We start from the raw sequence: 19,882 nt of genomic DNA, 5'->3' as shown, positions 1-19,882 counted from the left end.
GAGGGTAGCGAGCCGATACGCTCGCCCCGATGAGTGATCCCCTCCTGCACGCGCGATCCTTCGGGCAGGTGGTCCGGGCCTACGACCGGGGCCGCCCGACCTACTCGCGCGACGTCGCGGCCTGGCTCGGCGGCGGCGAGCAGCGCGGCGGCCTCACCGTGCTCGAGCTGGGGGCCGGCACCGGGCGGCTGACCGAGCAGCTGGTGGCCCTGGGCCACGTGGTGCACGCCACCGACCCCGACGAGCAGATGCTGGGAGTGCTGCGCGAGCGCCTGCCCGGCGTGCGCACCAGCGTGGCGGGCGCCGAGGAGCTGCCCGCCGCCGACCGCGGGTACGACGTCGTGGTGGCCGCGCAGGCCTTCCACTGGTTCGACCACGAGCGGGCCCTGCCCGAGATCGCCCGGGTGCTCAAGCCCGGGGGCCACCTGTCCCTGGTCTGGCACCAGCGCGACGTGCGCATCCCGTGGGTGCGCAAGCTCAGCCGGATCCTGGGCCCCGAGCACCCGCTCGACGAGCTGACCCGCCCGCTGGCCGACAGCGACCTCTTCGACGACGCCGAGGAGCACACCGCCAAGCACTGGCAGGTCCTGGACCGCGAGTCGATCCTCGACTACGTCGGCTCGCTGTCCTCCGTCTCGACCCTCGAGGCGGCCGAGCGCGAGCGGCTGCTGGCCGACGTGCTGGCGCTCTACGACGACTACGGCCGCGGCATGGACGGCATGCAGCTGCCCTACCTGACCTCGTGCTTCCGGGCGCGGGTGCGCCCGCTGGCGGCTCCCGAGCCGGCCCCCGGCCACCCCGGCCACCCCGAGCAGCGCACCGCCGCCGAGATCGACGACACCCACCAGTCCGACCCGCCGTGGACCGTCACGACCGGCAGCATGCCGCGCATCGAGGACGAGGTCACCAAGGCGCCGCGGCCCTCGATCTCCGACGACGACACCTCGATGCTGCTCATCGACTTCCGGTGAGCCCGGCGATGAACAAGGGCTGAGGGCCGCGCCGTGGCACGCCTGCCGCGCCCCTGGCGGCGTACGCACCTCGGCTCCGACGCCGACCGCGCGACCTTCCGCACCCTGCACACCGCCTCGCTGGCCGCGCCGGCCCTGCGCGCGGGGCTGACCCGCGAGAGCGCCGAGCGCTCCATCAAGCACCTGCGCGCCCTCCTCGGCACGCCCGCGATCGCCCTGAGCGACACCTCGGGGCTGCTGGCCTGGGACGGCGCCGGGCAGCACCACGCCGCCCAGGTGCCGGCGCTGGTGGCCGAGGCCCTCGCGCGCAGCGGCACCCAGGTCGTCTCGCGGCGCGAGCTGCCCTGCCCGGCCGACAAGCAGGGCGGCTGCCCGGTGCGGGCAGCGGTGATCAGCCCGCTCGTGGTCGACGACCGGGTCATCGGCGCGCTCCTGGTCTTCGGCCCCTACGCCTCGGCCGGGCTGGTCCGCGCCGCCGACGAGGTGGCCCGCTGGGTCTCGGGGCAGCTCGAGCTGGCCGAGCTCGACTCCTCGCGCACGCGGCTGATGGAGGCCGAGGTGCGCGCCCTGCGGGCCCAGATCAGCCCGCACTTCGTCTACAACTCGCTGGGCGCGATCGCCAGCTTCGTGCGCACCGACCCCGACCGGGCCCGCGAGCTGCTGCTGGAGTTCGCGGACTTCACCCGCTACTCCTTCCGCCGCCACGGCGAGTACACCACCCTGGCCGAGGAGCTGCGCTCGGTGGAGCGCTACCTGCTGCTCGAGCAGGCCCGCTTCGGCGACCGGCTGCGGGTCACCCTCTCGATCGCGCCCGAGGTGCTGAGCGTGGCCGTGCCCTTCCTCTGCATCCAGCCCCTGGTCGAGAATGCGGTGCGTCACGGTCTGGAGTCCGCCGAGGGCGGGGGCCACATCCGGATCGCGGCCATCGACCAGGGGCAGGAGTGCGTGATCGAGGTGGAGGACGACGGCGCCGGGGAGGACCCCGAGCACATCCGACGCGTGCTCGCGGGCGACCAGTCGCTCGACTCCGTCGGGCTGGGCAACGTCGACGGGCGCCTGCGCGCGGTCTACGGCGACGACCACGGCCTGGTCGTCGAGACCGCGCCCGGTGCCGGCACCAAGGTCGTGGTGCGGCTGCCGAAGTTCGCCCCGGGGGTGCACGCGTGAGCGCCGCCGCCCGCATGCGGGTGCTGGTGGTCGACGACGAGCGGCCCGCCCTCGGCGAGCTGGCCTACCTGCTGCAGCGCGACGAGCGCGTCGGGGAGGTGCTGACCTGCGACTCGGCGACCGAGGCGCTGCGGGTGCTGCAGGAGCAGGAGGTCGACGCGCTGTTCCTCGACATCCAGATGCCCGGGCTCAGCGGCCTCGAGCTCGCGCAGGTCCTGACCCGCTTCAAGCAGCCGCCCGCGATCGTCTTCGTCACCGCCCACGAGGGCCATGCCGTCGACGCCTTCGACCTGCAGGCCGTCGACTACGTGCTCAAGCCGGTGCGCGCCGAGCGGCTCGCCGAGGCCGTGCGCCGCGTCGGCGGCGGCGACACCCGCTCCCCCGCCGACCAGGACCTCCAGATCCCGGTCGAGCTCGGCGGGGTGACCCGCTTCGTGCACCGCTCCGAGCTCACCCACGTCGAGGCGCACGGCGACTACGTGCGCCTGCACACCGCCGGTGGCTCCCACCTGGTGCGCGCCGCCCTGTCGACGCTGGAGGAGGAGTGGGCCGCCGCCGGCTTCGTGCGCATCCACCGCTCGCTGCTGGTCTCGCTGGCCCACGTGCACGAGGTGCGGATGGACGCCGGGCGCTGCTCGGTCGTGGTCACCGGACCCGGCGGAGCCCCCGGGGTCGAGCTGGGGGTCAGCCGGCGCCACACCCGCGAGCTGCGCGACCTCCTGCTGCGCCGGGGTGGCGGGTGAACGAGCCGCCGGCCCGGGTGCGGGTCACCGGCCCACCGCGCCGGCGTACGCCGCTGGCGCGCACCCGCGAGGTCGACGACGAGACCCCGCTCGGCACGCTCTACCTCGGCTCGCTGCTGCGCGAGCAGCTGTGGCTCGCGGTGCGCACCCTGGTGGTGCTGGTCCTGGGCCTGGGGGTGCTGCCGGTGCTGTTCGTGCTGGCGCCGGGTCTGACCGAGGTGCAGGTGCTGGGCCTGCCGCTGGCCTGGCTGCTGCTGGGCGTGCTGGCCTACCCGTTCCTGGTGCTGCTCGGGTGGCGCTACCTGCGCCGCGCCGAGAGCAACGAGGACGCGTTCGTGGAGCTGATGGAGGCCGGTCGTGCCCCGGGCCCCCGGCCCGGGAGGGGTCCGCGGCGGTGAGCCCCGACCTCGACGCCGCGCCCGGCATCGTCGCGCTCGTGGTGGTCAGCGTGGCGACGCTGGCCATCGGCACCTACGGGCTGCGCTTCTCGCGCACCACCAGCGACTTCATGGTCGCCTCACGCACGGTGCGGCCGCGGATGAACGCCTCCGCGATCAGCGGCGAGTACCTCTCGGCCGCCTCCTTCCTGGGGGTCGCGGGGCTGCTGCTCACCTTCGGCGCCGACATGCTCTGGTACCCCGTCGGCTGGACCGCGGGCTACCTGGTGCTGCTGACCCTGGTGGCCGCGCCGCTGCGTCGCTCGGGCGCCTACACGCTGCCCGACTTCGCCGAGGCCCGGCTCGACTCGCAGACCGTGCGCCGCGCCTGCTCGCTGCTGGTGGTCGCGATCGGCTGGCTCTACCTGCTGCCGCAGTTCCAGGGCGCCGGCATCACCCTGGCCAGCGCCGTGGGCGGCCCGACGTGGCTGGGCTCGCTGGTGGTGGGCACGGTGGTGCTGGTCAACGTCATCAGCGGGGGGATGCGCTCGATCACCCTGGTGCAGGCCTTCCAGTACTGGCTCAAGCTCACCGCCCTGCTGGTCCCGGCCGCCGTGCTGCTGGTCGTGTGGGCCGGCGACGGCCGCCCCGGCGCCGACCCGGCCGCGGTGCACGCCGGCGCGACCCGGTCGCTGTCGTGGTCGAGCCCGCTGGCCGAGTCCGGCTCGATGGGGCTCTACCTGACCTACTCGCTGATCGTCGCCACGTTCCTGGGCACGATGGGGCTGCCGCACGTGGTGGTGCGCTTCTACACCAACCCCGACGGCCGGGCCGCGCGTCGTACGACGCTGGTGGTGCTGGTGCTGATCGGCGTCTTCTACATGGTGCCGCCGGTCTACGGCGCGCTCGGGCGGGTCTACGCCGCCGAGCTCGCGGCCAGCGGGCGCTCCGACGTGCTGGTCCTCGAGCTGCCCCGGCTGATGCTCCCGGGCCTCGGCGGGGACCTGCTGACCGGGCTGGTGGTCGGCGGCGCCTTCGCCGCGTTCCTGTCGACGTCGTCGGGGCTGGCCATCGCGGTCGCGGGCGTGCTGAGCCAGGACGTCACCGGCCGGCCGTACGCCGGGCGCCGGCTCGGCGGGGTCGCCGCCTTCCGGGTGGGCGCGGTGCTGGCGGTGGTGGTGCCGGCGGTGGTCTCGCTCTCGGAGTCGCAGGTCGGCGTGGCGACCACCGTCGGGCTCGCCTTCGCCGTCTCCGCCTCCACCTTCTGCCCGCTGCTGCTGCTCGGCATCTGGTGGCGCGGGCTGACCGCGGCGGGCGCCCTCGCGGGGCTGGCCGCCGGGGGCCTCGGGTCCGGGCTGGCGGCGCTGCTGACCCTCTTCCCCGGCTGGGCCGACGGGTGGGTCGAGATCCTGCTGCGCCGCCCGGCCGCCTGGAGCGTGCCGCTGTCGTTCCTGGTGATGATCGTGGTCAGCCGCGCCACCCGGCGCACCGCCCCGCTGCACGTGCGCCGCTTCATGGTGCGCCTGCACACCCCCGAGGCCGTCGACCTCGACCGCGGCTGAGCACCTCCCCTCCGCCCGGCGCAGGCTCGTGGTCCGGGTCGTGGTCCGGGTCGTGGTCCGGGACGTGGGCCGTGCGCGCGCCATGGCGCGTCCGAGGGCACACGACCCAGGCCACGACCCAGGCCACGACCCAGGCCACGTGGTGGGACCCCTCGCACACCCCGGCTTCACTGAGGGTAGCCTTACTTAGGTAAGCCTCACCTCTTAAGATGGAGTCCCCGATGCACCTGCGCCGTCCCCGGCCGACCTCGCTCGCCCTGGCCACCCTCGCCCTGCCCGCCGCCCTGGCCCTGACCGCCTGCGGCGGCTCCGAGGAGACCGCGACCGACGCCGGCGGCGCCACCGTCACCATCGAGACCGCCCGGGGGCCCGTCGAGGTGCCGCAGGACCCCGAGCGCGTCCTCACCTTCGACATCGGCGTCCTCGACACCATCGACACGCTGGGCGGCGAGGTGGCCGGCGTCCCCGAGTTCGCGCTGCCCGACTACCTGTCGGCGTACGACGACGCGCCGGTCATCGGCAGCCTCTTCGAGCCCGACTTCGAGGCCGTCGCCGAGATCGACCCCGACCTGATCATCGTGACCGGGCGGAGCCTGGAGGCGATGCCCGACCTGGAGGAGCTGGCCCCGACCATCGACCTGTCCGTCGACGAGAGCGACTACCTGGGCTCGGTCGAGCGCAACGTGCGGTCGCTGGCCGCGGTCCTCGGCGAGGAGGACGCCGCCGAGCAGGCGCTCGCCGACCTCGAGGCCGAGGTCGAGCAGACCCGCGCCGCGGGCGCCGAGGCAGGCACCGGCCTCATCGTGATGACGTCGGCCGGCGAGGTCTCGGCGTACGGCGCCGGCTCGCGCTTCGGCCTGGTCCACGACGTGCTGGGCGTCGAGCCGGCCGTCGACATCGACTCCGCCACCCACGGCGAACCGGTCTCCTTCGAGTTCGTCGCCGAGGCCGACCCCGACTGGCTCTTCGTGGTCGACCGCGACGTCGCCATCGGCGAGACCTCGGGCGAGTCGGCCGAGCAGGTGCTCGACAACGCCCTGGTGGCGCGCACCACCGCGTGGTCGCAGGACCAGGTCGTGCAGCTCGACCCGCTGGCCTGGTACATCGTCAGCGGCGGCCTGACCGCCACCCGCACGATGGTCTCCGACGTGGCCGACGGGATCGCGTCCTGAGCGCAGCACCCGGGTCGCTGGCCACCGCCCCGCCCCCACCGGCCCCGGTCGACGCGGTACGCCGTGCCGGCCGGGGCCGGCGGTCCGGCGCCGGCCCGCTGCTGCTCGGCGCCGTCGTGGTGGCGGCGCTGGCCCTGGTCAGCCTGTTCGTCGGGGTCAGCGACGTGTCCCCCGCCGCACTGCTGCGCGGCGAGCCCGACGCGTGGGAGCTGGTCGCGGTCAGCCGCGGCCCGCGCACCACCGCACTGGTGCTGGCCGGGGTGTCCCTCTCGATCGCCGGGCTGATCATGCAGGTGCTGGTGCGCAACAGGTTCGTCGACCCCAGCACCGCGGGCACCGTCGACTCCGCCACCCTGGGCCTGGTCGCGGTGATGCTGTTCGCGCCGGGGCTGCCGCTGATCGCCAAGGCCGGGGTGGCCAGCCTCTTCGCGCTGGCCGGCACCGCCGTGTTCCTGCTGCTGCTGAGCCGGATGCCGCTGCGCTCGCCGGTGATGGTGCCGCTGGTGGGCCTGATGTTCGGCGGGGTGGTGGGCGCGGCCGCCTCTTTCGTGGCCTACCGCCACGACCTGGTGCAGTCGCTGCTCGCGTGGACCACCGCCGACTTCTCGGGGATCCTGCGCGGTCGCTACGAGCTGCTCTGGGTCGCCGGCGTGCTGGCCGTGGTCGCCTGGGTGGTCGCCGACCGCTTCACGATCGCCGGCCTGGGCGCCGAGGTCGCGACCGGTCTCGGCGTCGACCACCGGCGCGTGCTGATGACCGGTCTCGTGGTGGTGGCGCTGGTCAGCGCCGTGGTCGTGACGACCGCCGGGGTCATCCCGTTCCTGGGCCTGGTGGTGCCCAACGTGGTCCGGCTGTTCCTCGGCGACCACGTGCGCCGCAGCATCCCCTGGGTGGCCCTCGTCGGCGCCGGGTTCGTGCTGGTCTGCGACGTCCTGGGCCGCACGCTGCGCCACCCCTACGAGATCCCCCTGGGCGTGGTCGTCGGCGTCGTGGGCAGCGTGGTGTTCCTGGTGCTCCTCCTCAAGGGGTCCTCCCGTGTCGGTTGAGAACGCACCCGCGGCCGCGTACGACCCGGCCCCGCGGGCCACCCACGAGCACCGCGCCCGGGCCGCGACGGCGCTGAGCGCGGTCGCGGCGCTGGCGGTCTGCGCGGCGTTCGTGCTGTGGGACCTGCCCCCGGCCTGGGAGTACGTGCTGGAGCTGCGGGTGCGCAAGGTCGCGACGCTGGCCCTGGTGGCCGTCGCCGTGGCGGTCTCGACGGTGCTCTTCCAGACGGTCACGGCCAACACGATCCTGACCCCCGGCATCATGGGCTTCGACGCGCTGCACCTGCTGGTCGCGACCCTGGTGGTGTTCTCGGTGGGCACCAGCGAGAACGCGGTCACCGGCACCGACGGCGCCCGTGTCCTGTGGGTCGTCGAGACGACGGTGATGGTCGTGGTGGTGGCCCTGCTCAGCCAGTGGCTCTTCGTCGGCGCCCGCCGCGACCTGCACGTGCTGGTGCTCGTGGGCATCGTGGTCGGCACGCTCCTGCGCTCGGTGACCAGCCTGCTGCAGCGGATGCTCGACCCGACCCAGTTCGCGGTGCTGCAGGACTCCTTCTTCGCCTCCTTCAACACCGTCGACGAGACCCTGCTGGGGATCTCCGCGCTGGCCGTGGCCCTGACGGTGGCGGCCGTGTGGCGCCTGCGCAGCACGCTGGACGTGCTGGCGCTGGGTCGCGAGGTCGCGACCAGCCTGGGCGTCGACCACCGGCGCACCGTGATGGGCGTGCTGGTGGCCGTGGCGGTCCTGGTCTCGGTCTCGACCGCACTCGTCGGGCCGATCACGTTCTTCGGCCTGCTCGTGGCCCACCTGGCCTACCGCCTCGTGGGGCACCGGCACCGCCACAGCCTGCCCACCGCCGCCGCGCTCGGGGTGGTGACGCTGGTGCTGGCCCAGCTGCTCCTCGAGCGCGTGTTCTCCTACGCCACCGGCCTGTCGATCATCATCGACTTCGCCGGCGGCGTGCTCTTCCTCGCCCTGGTCCTCAGGAGGTCCCGCCGGTGATCACCGTCCGCTCGCTCACCAAGCAGTACGACGACGCAGCCGTCGTTGACGACGTCACCCTCGACCTCGCGACTGCGGGCGTCACCGCCCTGATCGGCCCGAACGGTGCCGGCAAGTCCACCCTGCTCTCGGTGGTGGCGCGGCTGCTGCGCCCCGAGCGGGGCACGGCCCACGTGGACGACCTCGACGTGCACCGCGCCGGCTCGCGCGAGCTGGCGACCCGGTTGGCGGTGCTGCGCCAGGAGCACGACCTCGCGGCCCGGCTGACCGTGCGCGACCTGGTCTCCTTCGGCCGCTTCCCGCACTCACGGGGGCGACCGACCACCGAGGACGTCGCGGTCGTCGACGACGTGCTCGCCCGGCTCGACCTCACGGGGCTCGCCCACCGCTTCCTCGACCAGCTCTCCGGCGGCCAGCGCCAGCGTGCCTTCATCGGGATGACCCTGGCCCAGCAGACGGAGTACCTGCTGCTCGACGAGCCGCTGAACAACCTCGACCTGACCCACGCCGTGGCCATCATGCGGATGCTGCGCACCGCCGCCGACACCCTGGGCACCCGCGTCGTGGTGGTGCTGCACGACATCAACTTCGCCTCCCGCTGGTCCGACGAGATCGTCGCCATGGCCGGGGGCCGGGTGGTGGCGCAGGGCCCGCCCGCGCAGGTCGTCACCCCCGAGGTGCTGCGCGGGCTGTACGGCGTCGACGTGCACGTCGAGACGGTGCGCGGGCACCGGGTGGCGGTCCACTACGGCTGAGGTCGTGGCCCGGGTCGTGGCCCGGGTCGTGGCCCGGGTCGTGGCCTGTGGACGCGCCTGGGCGCGTCCGTGGCCACACGACCGGGACCACGACCGGGACCACGACCGGGACCACGACCGAAACCACGACCCCGCACACGCCGGCCGTGGGAGGATCGCACCGTGCGATCTCGGACCCTCCCCGCTGCCCTGCTCCTGTGCGCCACCGCGACCGTGCTGCCGCTGCTCGGCCCGGTGGCCGTCGCGGCGCAGCAGCCCCCTGCCGACACCGACGCGCCGCGGATCGACCTCGACCCCTGCCCCGGGTCCGAGCCCTGCCAGCTCGAGGCGGCGTACGTCGCCGGGTGGCTCGACGAGGGCGACGACCTGGCCGTCCTCGGCGCGCTGCTCGACGGCGAGCCGGTCGGCGAGCACGAGTACGACGACGGGTCCGGCTTCGTGCCGCACGGCTCGTTCATGGCGCCCGGGCAGGACACGATCGAGCCGGTCGACTACGCGATGGTCGTCGGCGTGCCGCAGGGCACGCACCAGGTGACCTTCTACGCGCGCGACCTCGCCGGCAACGAGAGCTCGCGGACCACGACCGTGATCGGCGCCGAGGCGCCCGGTCGACCCCAGGACCTGCGCGCCAAGGCGCGGCCGCGCCGCGGGGAGGTCGTCGTGCGCTGGCACGGCGGGGCCGAGCCGCACGGGTCGCCCGTGCACACCTACCGGGTCCGGCACGGCGGCGAGGACCGCACCACCCAGGGCTGGATCCCCGACAGCCCGCGGACCCAGCTCGTCTGGGACGGCCTGCGGCCCGGGTGGCACACCTTCCGGGTGCGGGCCACCAACGGCCGTGGCGAGGGACGGGCCGCCCGGGTGCGGGTCTACCTGCGTCGCCCCTGAGGTCGCCCGGTCAGGGCCGGCCCGGCTGCGCCAGCAGGTCGCGGGCGCGCTCGACCACGAGGTCGACCACCAGCGGGTGCTCGGCCAGGACGTCGGCGCAGGCGACCGCCCCGGCGGCCTCGGCGACGTCGCGCACCTTGCGCGAGAACAGCCCCGGCGAGAGCAGGTACGTCGACACCGCGTCGCCGGCGCGCAGCACGGTCTCCGGGCGGCGTCCGTAGCCGGAGAGGGTCGTGAGCCGCACGCGCCCGCCCCACGCCTCGGCCAGCAGCCGGGTGGCCCCGCGCAGGTCCCGCCAGGCGAGCAGGTCGGTGGAGCCCGCGGCCACCATCACCAGCGGCGAGCCCGGCTGGGCGCCCGCCTCGACCAGCCGGTCGACCTGGGCGCGGGCCAGCAGCGGGTCGGGCCCCAGGGGCCGCCCCAGGTCGACCGGCACCCCCGGCGGCGCACCGGCGCAGGCCTCGGGCAGGTCCTGGCGCACGTGGAAGCCGGTCGAGAGCAGCAGCGGCACCACCACCGCCGGCGCGGTCAGCCCGGCGACCACGTCGGCGAGCAGCGGCTCGCTCAGCTCGACGTACGCCGCCGTGGCGGGCACCCCGAGCCGCTCGGCCGCCGTGGCGGTCAGGCGCCGCGCGGTCTCGTTGCCGCCGGCGCGGCGGGTGCCGTGGGCGACGGTGACCAGCAGCGGCGTCCGGCTCACGGCTCGACCGCGAGGCGGTAGCCGCGCTTGACGACGGTCTGCACGGTGCGGGTGCCGAGGGCGGCGCGCAGGCGGGCGACCGCCATCTCGACGGCGTGCTCGGAGCCGGCGGTGCCGCTGGGCAGCATCGCCAGCAGGGCGCGCCGCGACACGACGTTGCCGGGGTTGGCGACCAGGGCCTGCAGCACCGAGGCCGGGGCGGGCGAGAGCCGCACCTCGGCGCCGTCGAGCAGGACGCTGTCGCCGTGCAGGAGCAGCTGGTGGCCGCCGACCAGCTCGACGGCCAGGCCGGAGCGGCGCGAGGGCAGCTCGCTGGCCAGCAGCTTGACCATCGCCACCAGGCGGGAGCGCTCGGGGTAGACGGTGGGCACGCCCCACAGCTCGAAGGCCGCGGCCGTGACCGGGCCGACGCACACGGCGAGCACGTCGGCCTGGAAGGCGCTGACCACGTCGTCGCGCCGCCCCACCGACGCGGCGGCGTCGAGCAGCGCCGCGACCGCCGGCGCGGCGGTGAAGGTGACGGCGTGCACCTGGCCGTCGGCGATCTGGTCGACCAGGCGGAACATCGGCGTCGGGTCGTCGGCGCCCACCACGCGGTAGACGGTGACCACGTCGACGACGGCCCCCTGGCGGCGCAGGGCGTGGGCCACCATCGAGAGCGACTGGCCGTGCTCCTGCACCACGATCCGCCGGCCGGCGAGGTCGCGCCCGCGCAGGTGGTCGAGCACGTCCTCGAAGAGCTCCGACTCCGGCGACCACAGCTCGCGCAGCCCGGCGCCGCGCAGGGCGCCGACGCTCTTGGGGCCGCGGGCCAGGATCTCGGCCGGGCGCAGCGCCGCCACGAGGTCCTCGCGCAGCCCCCACGACTCGGCCGCGCGCAGCCACGCCTTCATGCCGACCCCGGTGGTGGCGAGGAAGAGGTCCGGCGGCTGGGCGATGACGGCCTCGGTGGCCCGGCGCAGCGCGGCGTCGTCGACCCGGGTGGGGTCGTCGGAGAGCGCCGGGGCCCACACGACCTCGGCGCCGCGGCGCTCGATCAGCGCGACCTGCTCCTCGACCTTGCGCGAGGCGGTGACGCCGATGCGGAAGCCGTCGAGGCTGCCGCCCCCGGACTCGTCCATCTCCTCGGCCCTCTCCTCGGCGTCCGGGCCGGAGCCTGGTGCCAGGGCCCTCCCGGAGGTCACTGCGGGCACTCGGGGCGCCGCCCGCCGACCTGGACCTCTCCGTCGACGACACGGGTGTCGTAGGCGGCGACCCGCAGGGTCGGGTCGTCGAGGCACCGGCCGTCACGCAGCGCGTAGTGCTCCTTGTGCAGCGGCGAGGCCACGAACACCTCGTCGCCGCGTGTCCCGATGATCCCACGCGAGAGCACCGACGCCCCGGTGACCGGGTCGATGTTGGACAGCGCGTGCACCTGGTCGTCGTGGGTGCGGAAGACCGCGACCGCCTCGCCGCGCACCAGCGCCGGCACGCCGGCCTCGCGGGCCAGCGCGTCCAGCGGGCAGACGGGCACCCAGAGCAGCTCGTCCGGCCCCGCGCTCGTGGAGGTGCTCGTGGAGGTGCTCGTGGAGGTGGTCATGCCGGTGCCCCCACCGGGATGGTGGCCCCCAGGTCGACCGGCCCGTTGGGCACGATCTGCTCGCGCACCGTGCCGAAGGAGACGGCCGGGTCGGGGGTCTCGGGCGCGTTGACGAAGGAGACGAAGCGGGCGAGCTTGTCGGGGTCGTCGAGCACCGCCGACCACTCGTCGACGTACGTCGCGACGTGGCGGGCCATGGCGGCCTCGAGCTCGCTGCCCAGGCCGAGCACGTCGTCGACGACCACCTCGCGGAGCCGGTCGAGCCCGCCCTCGAGGGAGTCGAGCCACGGCGCCGTGCGCTGCAGCCGGTCCGCGGTGCGCACGTAGTACATGAGGTAGCGGTCCAGGTAGCGCACCAGCGTCTCGTCGTCGAGGTCACCGGCCAGCAGCCGGGCGTGCGCCGGGGTGGCCCCGCCGTTGCCGCCGACGTAGAGGTTCCAGCCCTTCTCGGTCGCGATCACCCCGAAGTCCTTCGACCGGGCCTCGGCGCACTCGCGGGCGCAGCCCGAGACCCCGCCCTTGAGCTTGTGGGGAGAGCGCAGCCCCCGGTAGCGCAGCTCGAGGTCGATGGCCATCTGCACCGAGTCCTGCACCCCGAAGCGGCACCACGTCGAGCCGACGCACGACTTCACCGTGCGCAGCGACTTGCCGTAGGCGTGCCCGGACTCGAAGCCGGCGTCGACGAGGCGGCGCCAGATCACGGGCAGCTCCTCGACGCGCGCCCCGAAGAGGTCGATGCGCTGGCCGCCGGTGATCTTGGTGTAGAGCCCGTGGTCGCGGGCCACCTCGCCGATCACGATGAGCTTGTCGGGGGTGATCTCGCCGCCCGGGATGCGCGGGACCACGGAGTAGCTGCCGTTGCGCTGGATGTTGGCCAGGAACGCGTCGTTGGTGTCCTGGAGGACCGCGCGCTGCTCGCCCAGCACGTGCTCGTTGACCAGGCTGGCCAGCACCGAGGCGACGGTCGGCTTGCACACGTCGCAGCCGCGGCCGGTGCCGTGGGCGGCGACCACCTCGTCGAAGCTGCGGTAGCCGTGGATCGCCACCACGTCGAAGAGCTCGGCGCGCGAGAGCGCGAAGTGTTCGCACAGGGCCCGGCTGACCTCGCGGCCCTGGGCGGCGAAGTGGTCCTCGACGAGCGCCTTGACGGTGCCCACGCACGAGCCGCAGGTGCTGCCGGCGCCGGTGCAGGCCTTGAGGGCGGCGACGTCCTCGCAGTGGTGCTCGGCCCCGTCGGGGCCCGGGTGCGCCTGGTCGAGCCGCTCGAGCAGGGCGGCCTTGGTGACGTTGTTGCAGGAGCAGACCTGGGCCTCGGGCGGCAGGGACGCGACGCCGGTCGCCGCACCGCCGCGGCCCGGCGGCAGGATCAGCTCCTCGGGGTTGTCGGGCAGGTCGATCCCGCTGGCCACCATCGGCCGCAGCACGCCGTACGCCGACGCGTCGCCGACGAGGATCCCGCCGAGCAGGCGCCGCCCGTCGTCGCTGACCACCAGCTTCTTGTAGAGCCCGGCGACGGCGTCGGAGAAGACCAGCTCGAGGGCGCCCTCGGTGGTGGCGAACGCGTCGCCGAAGGAGGCCACGTCGACCCCGAGGAGCTTGAGCTTGGTGGACATGTCGGCGCCCACGAAGCGCCCCGCCCCGCCGAGCAGCGCGTCGACGACCACCTCGGCCATGTCGTAGCCGGGCGCGACCAGGCCGTACATCCGCCCGCCGGGCGCGGCGCACTCGCCGACGGCCCAGATCCGCTCGTCGCTGCTGCGGCACTGCTCGTCGACCAGCACCCCGCCGCGCTCGGCGACCTCGAGCCCGGCCGCGCGCGCCAGCGCGTCCCGCGGGCGGATGCCGGCCGAGAAGACCACCACCTGGGCCTCGACCCGTGCCCCGCCGGCCAGGACGAGGCCGTCGACGCGGTCGGTGCCGCTCACCGACTCGGTGGCCACGCCGGTGTGCACCTGCACGCCGAGGCCCTCGACGTGGCGCACCAGCGTGGCGCCGGCGGCCTCGTCGAGCTGCACCGGCATCAGCCGGGGCGCCATCTCGACCACGTGGGTCTCGAGCCCCAGCTGCACCAGCGCGTTGGCGGCCTCGAGGCCCAGCAGGCCGCCGCCCACCACGACGCCCGCCGTGGCCGGGCCGGCCGCGGCCCGGATCGCGTCGAGGTCCTCGATGGTGCGGTAGACGAAGCAGCCGTCGAGGGCGTGGCCCGGCACGGGTGGCACGAAGGGCGCCGCGCCCGTGGCCAGCACCAGCTGGTCGTAGCCCAGCACCCGGCCGTCGGAGAGCGCCACCGTGCGGGCGGCCCGGTCGAGCGCGGTCACCTCGGTGCCGAGCAGCAGCTCGACCGCGGGGTCGTCGTAGGAGCCGGAGGGCAGCAGGGAGAGCTCCTCGGGCCCGCTCGCGGCGAAGTACGACGTCAGCGCGACCCGGTCGTAGGCCGGCCGCGGCTCCTCGCCGACCACGACGATGTCGTGCGTGGCGCTCAGCCCGCGCTCGACGGCGGCCTGCACGAGGCGGTGGCCGACCATGCCGTGGCCGACCACGACCAGGCGGGGGCGGGGGGTGGTGCTCGTCATCGGTTCTCCCTCACGGGTGCGGTGCCCGGGGCGGGGCTCGGGTGGTGCGGGACTGCTCGACCACAGTGGGCCGGCGACGTTGCCCCGCGATGACCTCGTCGATCACGTCGTGTCACTTTGTCCGCACGACCTCACAGGCGGGGTCGGCCGCGGCGGTGCCCACCAGCTGGGCGCAGGTCGCGGTGCAGGACCCGCAGCCGGTGGTGGCCCGGGTCTGCTCGCGCGCCTGCGCGAGGTCGGCGCAGGCCCGCAGCCGCCCGGCGCTCACGCCGGCGCAGGCGCAGACCTCGACGTCGTCGGGCAGCGCGTCGGCCGTGGGTGCCGCGGCCCCCTGCTCGGGCAGCAGCAGCTGCCCGGGCTCGTGCGGGCCGAGCACGGTGCCGCGGTCGTAGTGCTGGGTGATCAGGCCGACGCGCGACAGGTCGCCGACCAGCGCGGCGGCCACGACGACGCCGTCGCGCACCACGAGCCGCGAGTGCTTGCCCACCACGGGGTTGGTCACCTCGACCACCTCGCCCTCGGCGCCGACCGGGTCGCCGAGCACCGCCACGTCGAGGCCGGTGGCCCGCAGCCGGGCCACCCCGCGCGACCCGGCGTGCTCGACGTCGTCGCCGCAGAGGCGCCGGGCCAGCACCGTGGCCTGGTCCCAGGCCGGGGGCACGAAGCCGGTGGTGGCGCCGCGGTGCTCGGCGCAGTCGCCGATGGCGTGCACGGCGGGGTCGGTGGGCGAGGTCAGGTGGTCGTCGACCACGACCCCGCGGCGCACCGCCAGGCCGGCGGCGCGGGCCAGCGACGTCGCCGGCCGTCCGCCCGCGGTGAGGACGACGAGGTCGGTGTCGAGCACGACGCCGTTGTCGAGGCGCACCCCGGTGACGCCCTCGCCGGAGGTCGGCTCGACCAGCCGCACCGCCCGGGCGCCGGTGTAGACCGTGGTGCCGAGCCGGCGCAGGCTGCGTGCCAGGACCGCTCCGGCGCCCGCACCCACCTGCCGCGAGAGCAGGTGCTCGGCGCCCTCCACGACCTCGGTCGCCACCCCGCGCACCGAGAGCGCGCGGGCGACCTGCAGCCCCAGCAGCCCGCCGCCGACGACCACGGCGCGGCGGGCCCCGGGCACGGCCTCGAGCAGTCGCGCGCAGTCGGCCAGCGAGCGGAAGGCGTGCACCGCGGGGTGCAGCCGGCCCTCGGCGGTGACCAGCCCCCGCACGGGCGGCAGGGTGGGCAGCGAGCCGGTGGCCAGCACGAGGCGGTCGAAGGGCACGACGGTGCCGTCGACGAGCATCACGTCGCGGTGCTCGCGGTCGATCGCCAGCACCCGGCTGCCCAGGCGCAGGTCGACGCCGTGCTCGGCGTACCACTCGGCGCGGCGCAGCGTGATCGCGCTGTCGGCGTGGGTGCCCTCGAGCACCGCCGAGAGCAGGATGCGGTTGTACGCCGGCACCGGCTCGTCCCCAGCACCGTGACCCGTCCGGCGTACGCGCCGGCGACGAGCTGCTCGACCAGCCGGGTCGCGGCCATGCCGTGACCGACCACGACGAGCCGCTCGGGGCTCATGCGACACCCACGCGCGCGGCGCAGACCTTGAACTCGGGCATCCGGCTGGCCGGGTCGAGCGCGTCGTTGGTGAGCCGGTTGACCCCCAGCCAGTGGAAGGGCACGAACACGGTGTCGGGCCGGATCGTGGCCACGACCCGGGCGGGGGCGCGCAGGGTGCCGCGCCGGGTGGCGACCTCGACGAGCATCCGGTCGGCGACGCCGAGGCGGGCCGCGAGCTGGGGGTGCATCTCGACGAACGGTCCCGGGTCGGGCAGGGCGGCGATGCGCCGGGTCTGCGCGCCCGACTGGTACTGCGCCAGGACCCGGCCGGTGGTCAGGTGCAGCGGGTAGTCGGCGTCGGGCGGCTCGGCCGGGCCGCGGTGGTCGACGGGGTGCAGCCGGGCCCGCCCGTCGGCGGTGGCGAAGCGCTCGGCGAAGAGGCGCGGGGTGCCCGGGTGCGGCGCCCCCTCGGTCGAGGGGCAGGGCCAGAACACGCCGTGCTCGGCCTCGATGCGCGCGTAGGTGATGCCGCTGTAGTCGGCGACGCCGCCCGCCGAGGCCCGGCCGAGCTCGGCGAAGACCTCCTCGGGGTCCGTGGACAGCTCGACCGGCGAGCCCAGCCGCTGGGCCAGGCCCGCCATCACCTCGAGGTCGGAGCGCACGCCCTCGGGCACCGGGCGGGCCTGGCGGCGCAGCACCACCCGGCCCTCGAGGTTGGTCATGGTGCCGGTCTCCTCGGCCCACTGGGTGACCGGCAGCACCACGTCGGCCAGGGCGGCCGTCTCCGAGAGCACCAGGTCGCAGACGACCAGCAGGTCGAGCGCGGCGAGCCGGTCGGCCACCCGCGTGGCCCGGGGCGCCGAGACCACGATGTTGGAGCCCATCACCAGCAGCGCGCGGGGCCCCGTCGGCGTGCCGAGCGCGTCGAGCATCTCGTAGGCGGAGCGCCCCCGGCCGGGCAGCGACTCGGGCTCGACCCCCCACACGCCCGCCACGTGGGCCCGGGCCGCCGGGTCGTCGATCATCCGGTAGCCGGGCAGCTGGTCGGCCTTCTGGCCGTGCTCGCGGCCGCCCTGCCCGTTGCCCTGCCCGGTCAGGCAGCCGTAGCCGGCGTGCGGACGGCCGGGCATCCCGAGCGCCAGCGCCACGTTGATCCAGGCCAGCACGGTGTCGGAGCCCTGCGCGTGCTGCTCCGCGCCGCGCGCGGTGAGCACGACGACGCGACCCGCCCCGGCCAGCAGGTCGACCAGGGACCGCTGCTCGGCGACCGCCACCCCGCTGACCCGCTCGACGCGCTCGGGCCACCAGCCCGCGACGGAGTCGGCGAGCGCCTCCCAGCCCCGGGTGCGCGCCTCGACGTACGCCGTGTCGACGTGGCCGCCGGCGACCAGCAGGTGCAGCACGCCCAGGGCCAGCGCGAGGTCGCCGCCCGGCACCGGCTGCACCAGCAGGTCGGCGAGGTCGGCGGTCGGGGTGCGGCGGGGGTCGACCACCACGACCTTGCCGCCCCGCTGGCGCAGCCGGTCGAGGTGGCGCGCCGCCGGCGGCATGGTCTCGGCCAGGTTGGACCCGACCAGGACCACGACGTCGGCCTGCTCGACGTCGGCCAGCGGGAAGGGCAGCCCCCGGTCGATCCCGAAGGTGCGGGTGGCGGCCGAGGCCGCCGAGCTCATGCACCAGCGCCCGTTGTAGTCGATCTGGCTGGTGCCGATCGCGACCCTGGCCAGCTTGCCGAGCTGGTAGGCCTTCTCGTTGGTCAGCCCGCCGCCCCCGAAGACCCCGATCGCGTCGGCGCCGTGCTCCGCGCGCAGGTCGTCGAGCCGGGCCGCGACCAGGTCGAGCGCCTCGTCCCAGGAGGCCGCCCGCAGCTCGCCGGTGGCCCGGTCGCGCAGCAGCGGCGTGGTCAGCCGCTCGCGGCTCCCGGTCAGCCCGCCGGCGGTCCACCCCTTGCGGCACAGCGCCCCCTCGTTGACCGGGAACTCCTCCCACGGCTGCACCTCCAGGCGCGTCCCGCCGCGGCCGGAGCCGGTGAGGGTCATGCCGCACTGCAGCGAGCAGTAGGGGCAGTGGGTCCGGGTCCCCTGCGGGGGCGCCGCGCCGGGCATCAGGCGCGGGCCGCCGCGAGCGGGGCGCCGCGCCGGACGTAGGTCGACCAGGTCACCAGCGCACAGAGCACGTAGTAGGAGATGAAGAGCACGAAGGCGGTCTGCACGGCCGCGAGCGGGTCGGCGATCCACGGCGCCCCGAACATCATCGGGATCAGGAACCCGCCGATCGCGCCGGCGGCGCCGATGATGCCGACCGCCGCCGAGGACTCCTTGGTCGCCCGCAGCAGCGCGGCACGGTGCTCGGGGGTGCCGGCCGCGGTGCCCGCGGTGTGCTGGTGGCGCCAGATCGTCGGGATCATCCGGTAGGCCGAGCCGTTGCCGACGCCGGTGGCGGCGAAGACGCACAGGAAGAAGGCCAGGAAGAGCGGGAACCACGACGAGTTGGCGTCGGCCACGGCGCTGTCGCCCGTGGGGTTGGCCACCACCTGGCTCAGCGTCCACAGCACCGCGCAGGTCGCGGCGATCATCGCGCCGAACGCCGCGAGGGTCACCCGGGCGCCGCCGAAGCGGTCGGCCAGCCAGCCGCCGAAGGGCCGGGTGAAGGAGCCGACGAGGGCGCCGAGGAAGGCGTAGAAGACGAAGTTGATGCCGCCGGTGACCGCTCCGCTCGCCGGGTCGACGACCGAGAAGTTCACCTTGATCAGCAGCGGCATCGCCGCGGAGTAGCCGATGAAGGAGCCGAAGGTCCCGATGTAGAGGAAGCTCATCACCCAGGTCTGCGGCCGGCGCAGCACCGCGGCGCTCTCGCGGGTCGAGCCGGTGGCGGTGCCGAGGTTGTCCATGAAGAAGTAGGCGCCCAGCGCGGCGGCCACGGCCAGGGCGACGTACGCCCAGCCGGCCCGCTCGAGGTGGATGCCACCCTCGGCGGCCTGCACCAGCCCGAAGACCCCGGCCCCGCCCACGATCACCGGCAGCGCGAACTGGATGACCGCCACGCCGATGTTGCCGCCCGCGGCGTTGAGGCCGAGCGCGGCGCCCTTCTTGTCGGCGGGGTAGAAGGCGTTGATGTTGGCCATCGAGGAGGCGAAGTTGCCGCCGCCGAGCCCGGCGGTGGCCGCGATCAGCACCATCACCCAGTACGGCGTGCCGGTGTGCTGGACGGCCACCACGAACAGCACGGTGGGCACCAGCAGCAGCAGCGCGCTGGCCACCGTCCAGTTGCGGCCACCGAAGCGGGGCACCGCGAAGGTGTAGGGGATCCGGATCAGCGCGCCGACCAGGTTGGGTGCCGCGACCAGGAAGAACAGCTGCTGGGGGCTGTAGCCGAAGCGGCTGCCCAGCATCGCGGCCGACACGCTCCAGATCAGCCACACCGAGAAGCCGAGGTGCTCGGCGAAGATCGACCAGCCGAGGTTGCGGCGCGCGACCTGCTTGCCGCCGCCCTCCCAGAAGTCCGGCTCCTCCGGGCGCCAGTCGTCGATCCAGCGCCGGGTGCGCCGTGCCGGCGTGGTGGGGGCCGGGCCGGCCTGGCTGGCTGGGCTGGTTGGCGGCGCCGCGGCGGGGGGTGTGGGCTGCAGGGTGGTCATGGCGGTTCTCCTCGGAGGAGCACGGGACGGGTGCGCGCCGACCAGTCGGTGACCGGCGTGCCGCCAGCCTCCCGAGCGCAGGTTTCAGCCCGCGTGCGTCTGGCGCGTCGCTTCCGTCAACTTCCGCTCACGGCCTCACGCCGCTCACGACCTCACCGTCGGCACGGCACACCCCGGCA

17 protein-coding genes are annotated in these 19,882 nt (G+C 75.1%); 10 read left to right on the top strand and 7 right to left on the bottom strand.

Annotation, left to right across the window (positions count from 1 at the left end; genetic code table 11):
- Window positions 1–29 precede the first annotated feature (29 nt).
- The 10 genes from OCU29_RS05020 to OCU29_RS04975 all read left to right on the top strand — a co-directional run bounded on the left by OCU29_RS05020 (window position 30) and on the right by OCU29_RS04975 (window position 9,684).
- Window positions 30–971, top strand: a complete 942-nt coding sequence (locus OCU29_RS05020; RefSeq protein ID WP_261819036.1) for a class I SAM-dependent methyltransferase — start codon at window positions 30–32, stop codon at window positions 969–971.
- A gap of 33 nt (window positions 972–1,004) precedes the next feature.
- A complete protein-coding gene (locus tag OCU29_RS05015) occupies window positions 1,005–2,138 on the top strand; it encodes a sensor histidine kinase (protein ID WP_179615139.1) in 1,134 nt (377 codons plus the stop codon).
- Window positions 2,135–2,881, top strand: a complete 747-nt coding sequence (locus OCU29_RS05010) for a LytTR family DNA-binding domain-containing protein (protein WP_306799008.1) — start codon at window positions 2,135–2,137, stop codon at window positions 2,879–2,881. Before OCU29_RS05015 ends, OCU29_RS05010 begins: the two co-directional genes overlap by 4 nt.
- A complete protein-coding gene (locus OCU29_RS05005) occupies window positions 2,878–3,279 on the top strand; it encodes a hypothetical protein (protein ID WP_179615138.1) in 402 nt (133 codons plus the stop codon). The genes OCU29_RS05010 and OCU29_RS05005 overlap by 4 nt, the downstream gene beginning before the upstream one ends.
- Window positions 3,276–4,820: a cation acetate symporter gene (locus OCU29_RS05000; protein WP_261819035.1), complete on the top strand. Its 1,545-nt coding sequence runs from the start codon at window positions 3,276–3,278 to the stop codon at window positions 4,818–4,820. The genes OCU29_RS05005 and OCU29_RS05000 overlap by 4 nt, the downstream gene beginning before the upstream one ends.
- A gap of 209 nt (window positions 4,821–5,029) precedes the next feature.
- Complete coding sequence (locus OCU29_RS04995; RefSeq protein ID WP_261819034.1) at window positions 5,030–5,992, top strand: siderophore ABC transporter substrate-binding protein; 963 nt, start codon at window positions 5,030–5,032, stop codon at window positions 5,990–5,992.
- 116 nt (window positions 5,993–6,108) lie between these two features.
- On the top strand, window positions 6,109–7,038 hold the full coding sequence (locus OCU29_RS04990; RefSeq protein WP_261819033.1) for an ABC transporter permease: 930 nt from the start codon (window positions 6,109–6,111) through the stop codon (window positions 7,036–7,038).
- Complete coding sequence (locus tag OCU29_RS04985) at window positions 7,028–8,041, top strand: iron chelate uptake ABC transporter family permease subunit (RefSeq protein WP_261819032.1); 1,014 nt, start codon at window positions 7,028–7,030, stop codon at window positions 8,039–8,041. The genes OCU29_RS04990 and OCU29_RS04985 overlap by 11 nt, the downstream gene beginning before the upstream one ends.
- Complete coding sequence (locus tag OCU29_RS04980) at window positions 8,038–8,796, top strand: ABC transporter ATP-binding protein (protein ID WP_261819031.1); 759 nt, start codon at window positions 8,038–8,040, stop codon at window positions 8,794–8,796. Before OCU29_RS04985 ends, OCU29_RS04980 begins: the two co-directional genes overlap by 4 nt.
- Window positions 8,797–8,958: 162 nt before the next feature.
- Window positions 8,959–9,684 (top strand): fibronectin type III domain-containing protein, encoded by a 726-nt coding sequence (locus OCU29_RS04975; protein ID WP_261819030.1) that lies wholly within the window; start codon window positions 8,959–8,961, stop codon window positions 9,682–9,684.
- A gap of 10 nt (window positions 9,685–9,694) precedes the next feature.
- Here the strand turns inward: OCU29_RS04975 and OCU29_RS04970 are convergent, their stop codons facing one another.
- The 7 genes from OCU29_RS04970 to OCU29_RS04940 form a co-directional block, all read right to left on the bottom strand.
- Window positions 9,695–10,384: a sirohydrochlorin chelatase gene (locus tag OCU29_RS04970; protein WP_261819029.1), complete on the bottom strand. Its 690-nt coding sequence runs from the start codon at window positions 10,382–10,384 to the stop codon at window positions 9,695–9,697.
- Entirely contained in the window at window positions 10,381–11,505 is a 1,125-nt protein-coding gene (locus tag OCU29_RS04965; RefSeq protein WP_261819028.1) for a uroporphyrinogen-III synthase, read from the bottom strand. Before OCU29_RS04965 ends, OCU29_RS04970 begins: the two co-directional genes overlap by 4 nt.
- A gap of 59 nt (window positions 11,506–11,564) precedes the next feature.
- Window positions 11,565–11,963 carry a nitrite reductase small subunit NirD gene (nirD, locus tag OCU29_RS04960; RefSeq protein ID WP_179615134.1) on the bottom strand — a complete coding sequence of 133 codons (399 nt, stop codon included), beginning with the start codon at window positions 11,961–11,963 and terminating at the stop codon, window positions 11,565–11,567.
- Entirely contained in the window at window positions 11,960–14,536 is a 2,577-nt protein-coding gene (nirB, locus tag OCU29_RS04955; RefSeq protein ID WP_261819027.1) for a nitrite reductase large subunit NirB, read from the bottom strand. The genes nirD and nirB overlap by 4 nt, the downstream gene beginning before the upstream one ends.
- Window positions 14,537–14,648: 112 nt before the next feature.
- Window positions 14,649–15,974 (bottom strand): FAD-dependent oxidoreductase, encoded by a 1,326-nt coding sequence (locus tag OCU29_RS04950; RefSeq protein WP_261819026.1) that lies wholly within the window; start codon window positions 15,972–15,974, stop codon window positions 14,649–14,651.
- 109 nt (window positions 15,975–16,083) lie between these two features.
- Window positions 16,084–18,174, bottom strand: coding sequence for a molybdopterin oxidoreductase family protein (locus OCU29_RS04945; protein ID WP_261819025.1), 2,091 nt, complete (start codon window positions 18,172–18,174; stop codon window positions 16,084–16,086).
- On the bottom strand, window positions 18,174–19,703 hold the full coding sequence (locus tag OCU29_RS04940; protein ID WP_261819024.1) for an MFS transporter: 1,530 nt from the start codon (window positions 19,701–19,703) through the stop codon (window positions 18,174–18,176). The genes OCU29_RS04945 and OCU29_RS04940 overlap by 1 nt, the downstream gene beginning before the upstream one ends.
- Window positions 19,704–19,882: the final 179 nt, after the last annotated feature.

Source organism: Nocardioides sp. OK12 (assembly GCF_024341885.1).
Classification (GTDB): domain Bacteria; phylum Actinomycetota; class Actinomycetes; order Propionibacteriales; family Nocardioidaceae; genus Nocardioides; species Nocardioides marinisabuli.
The sequence above is the reverse complement of the archived record's forward strand: the minus strand, read 5'-3'. Positions and strand labels throughout refer to the sequence as shown.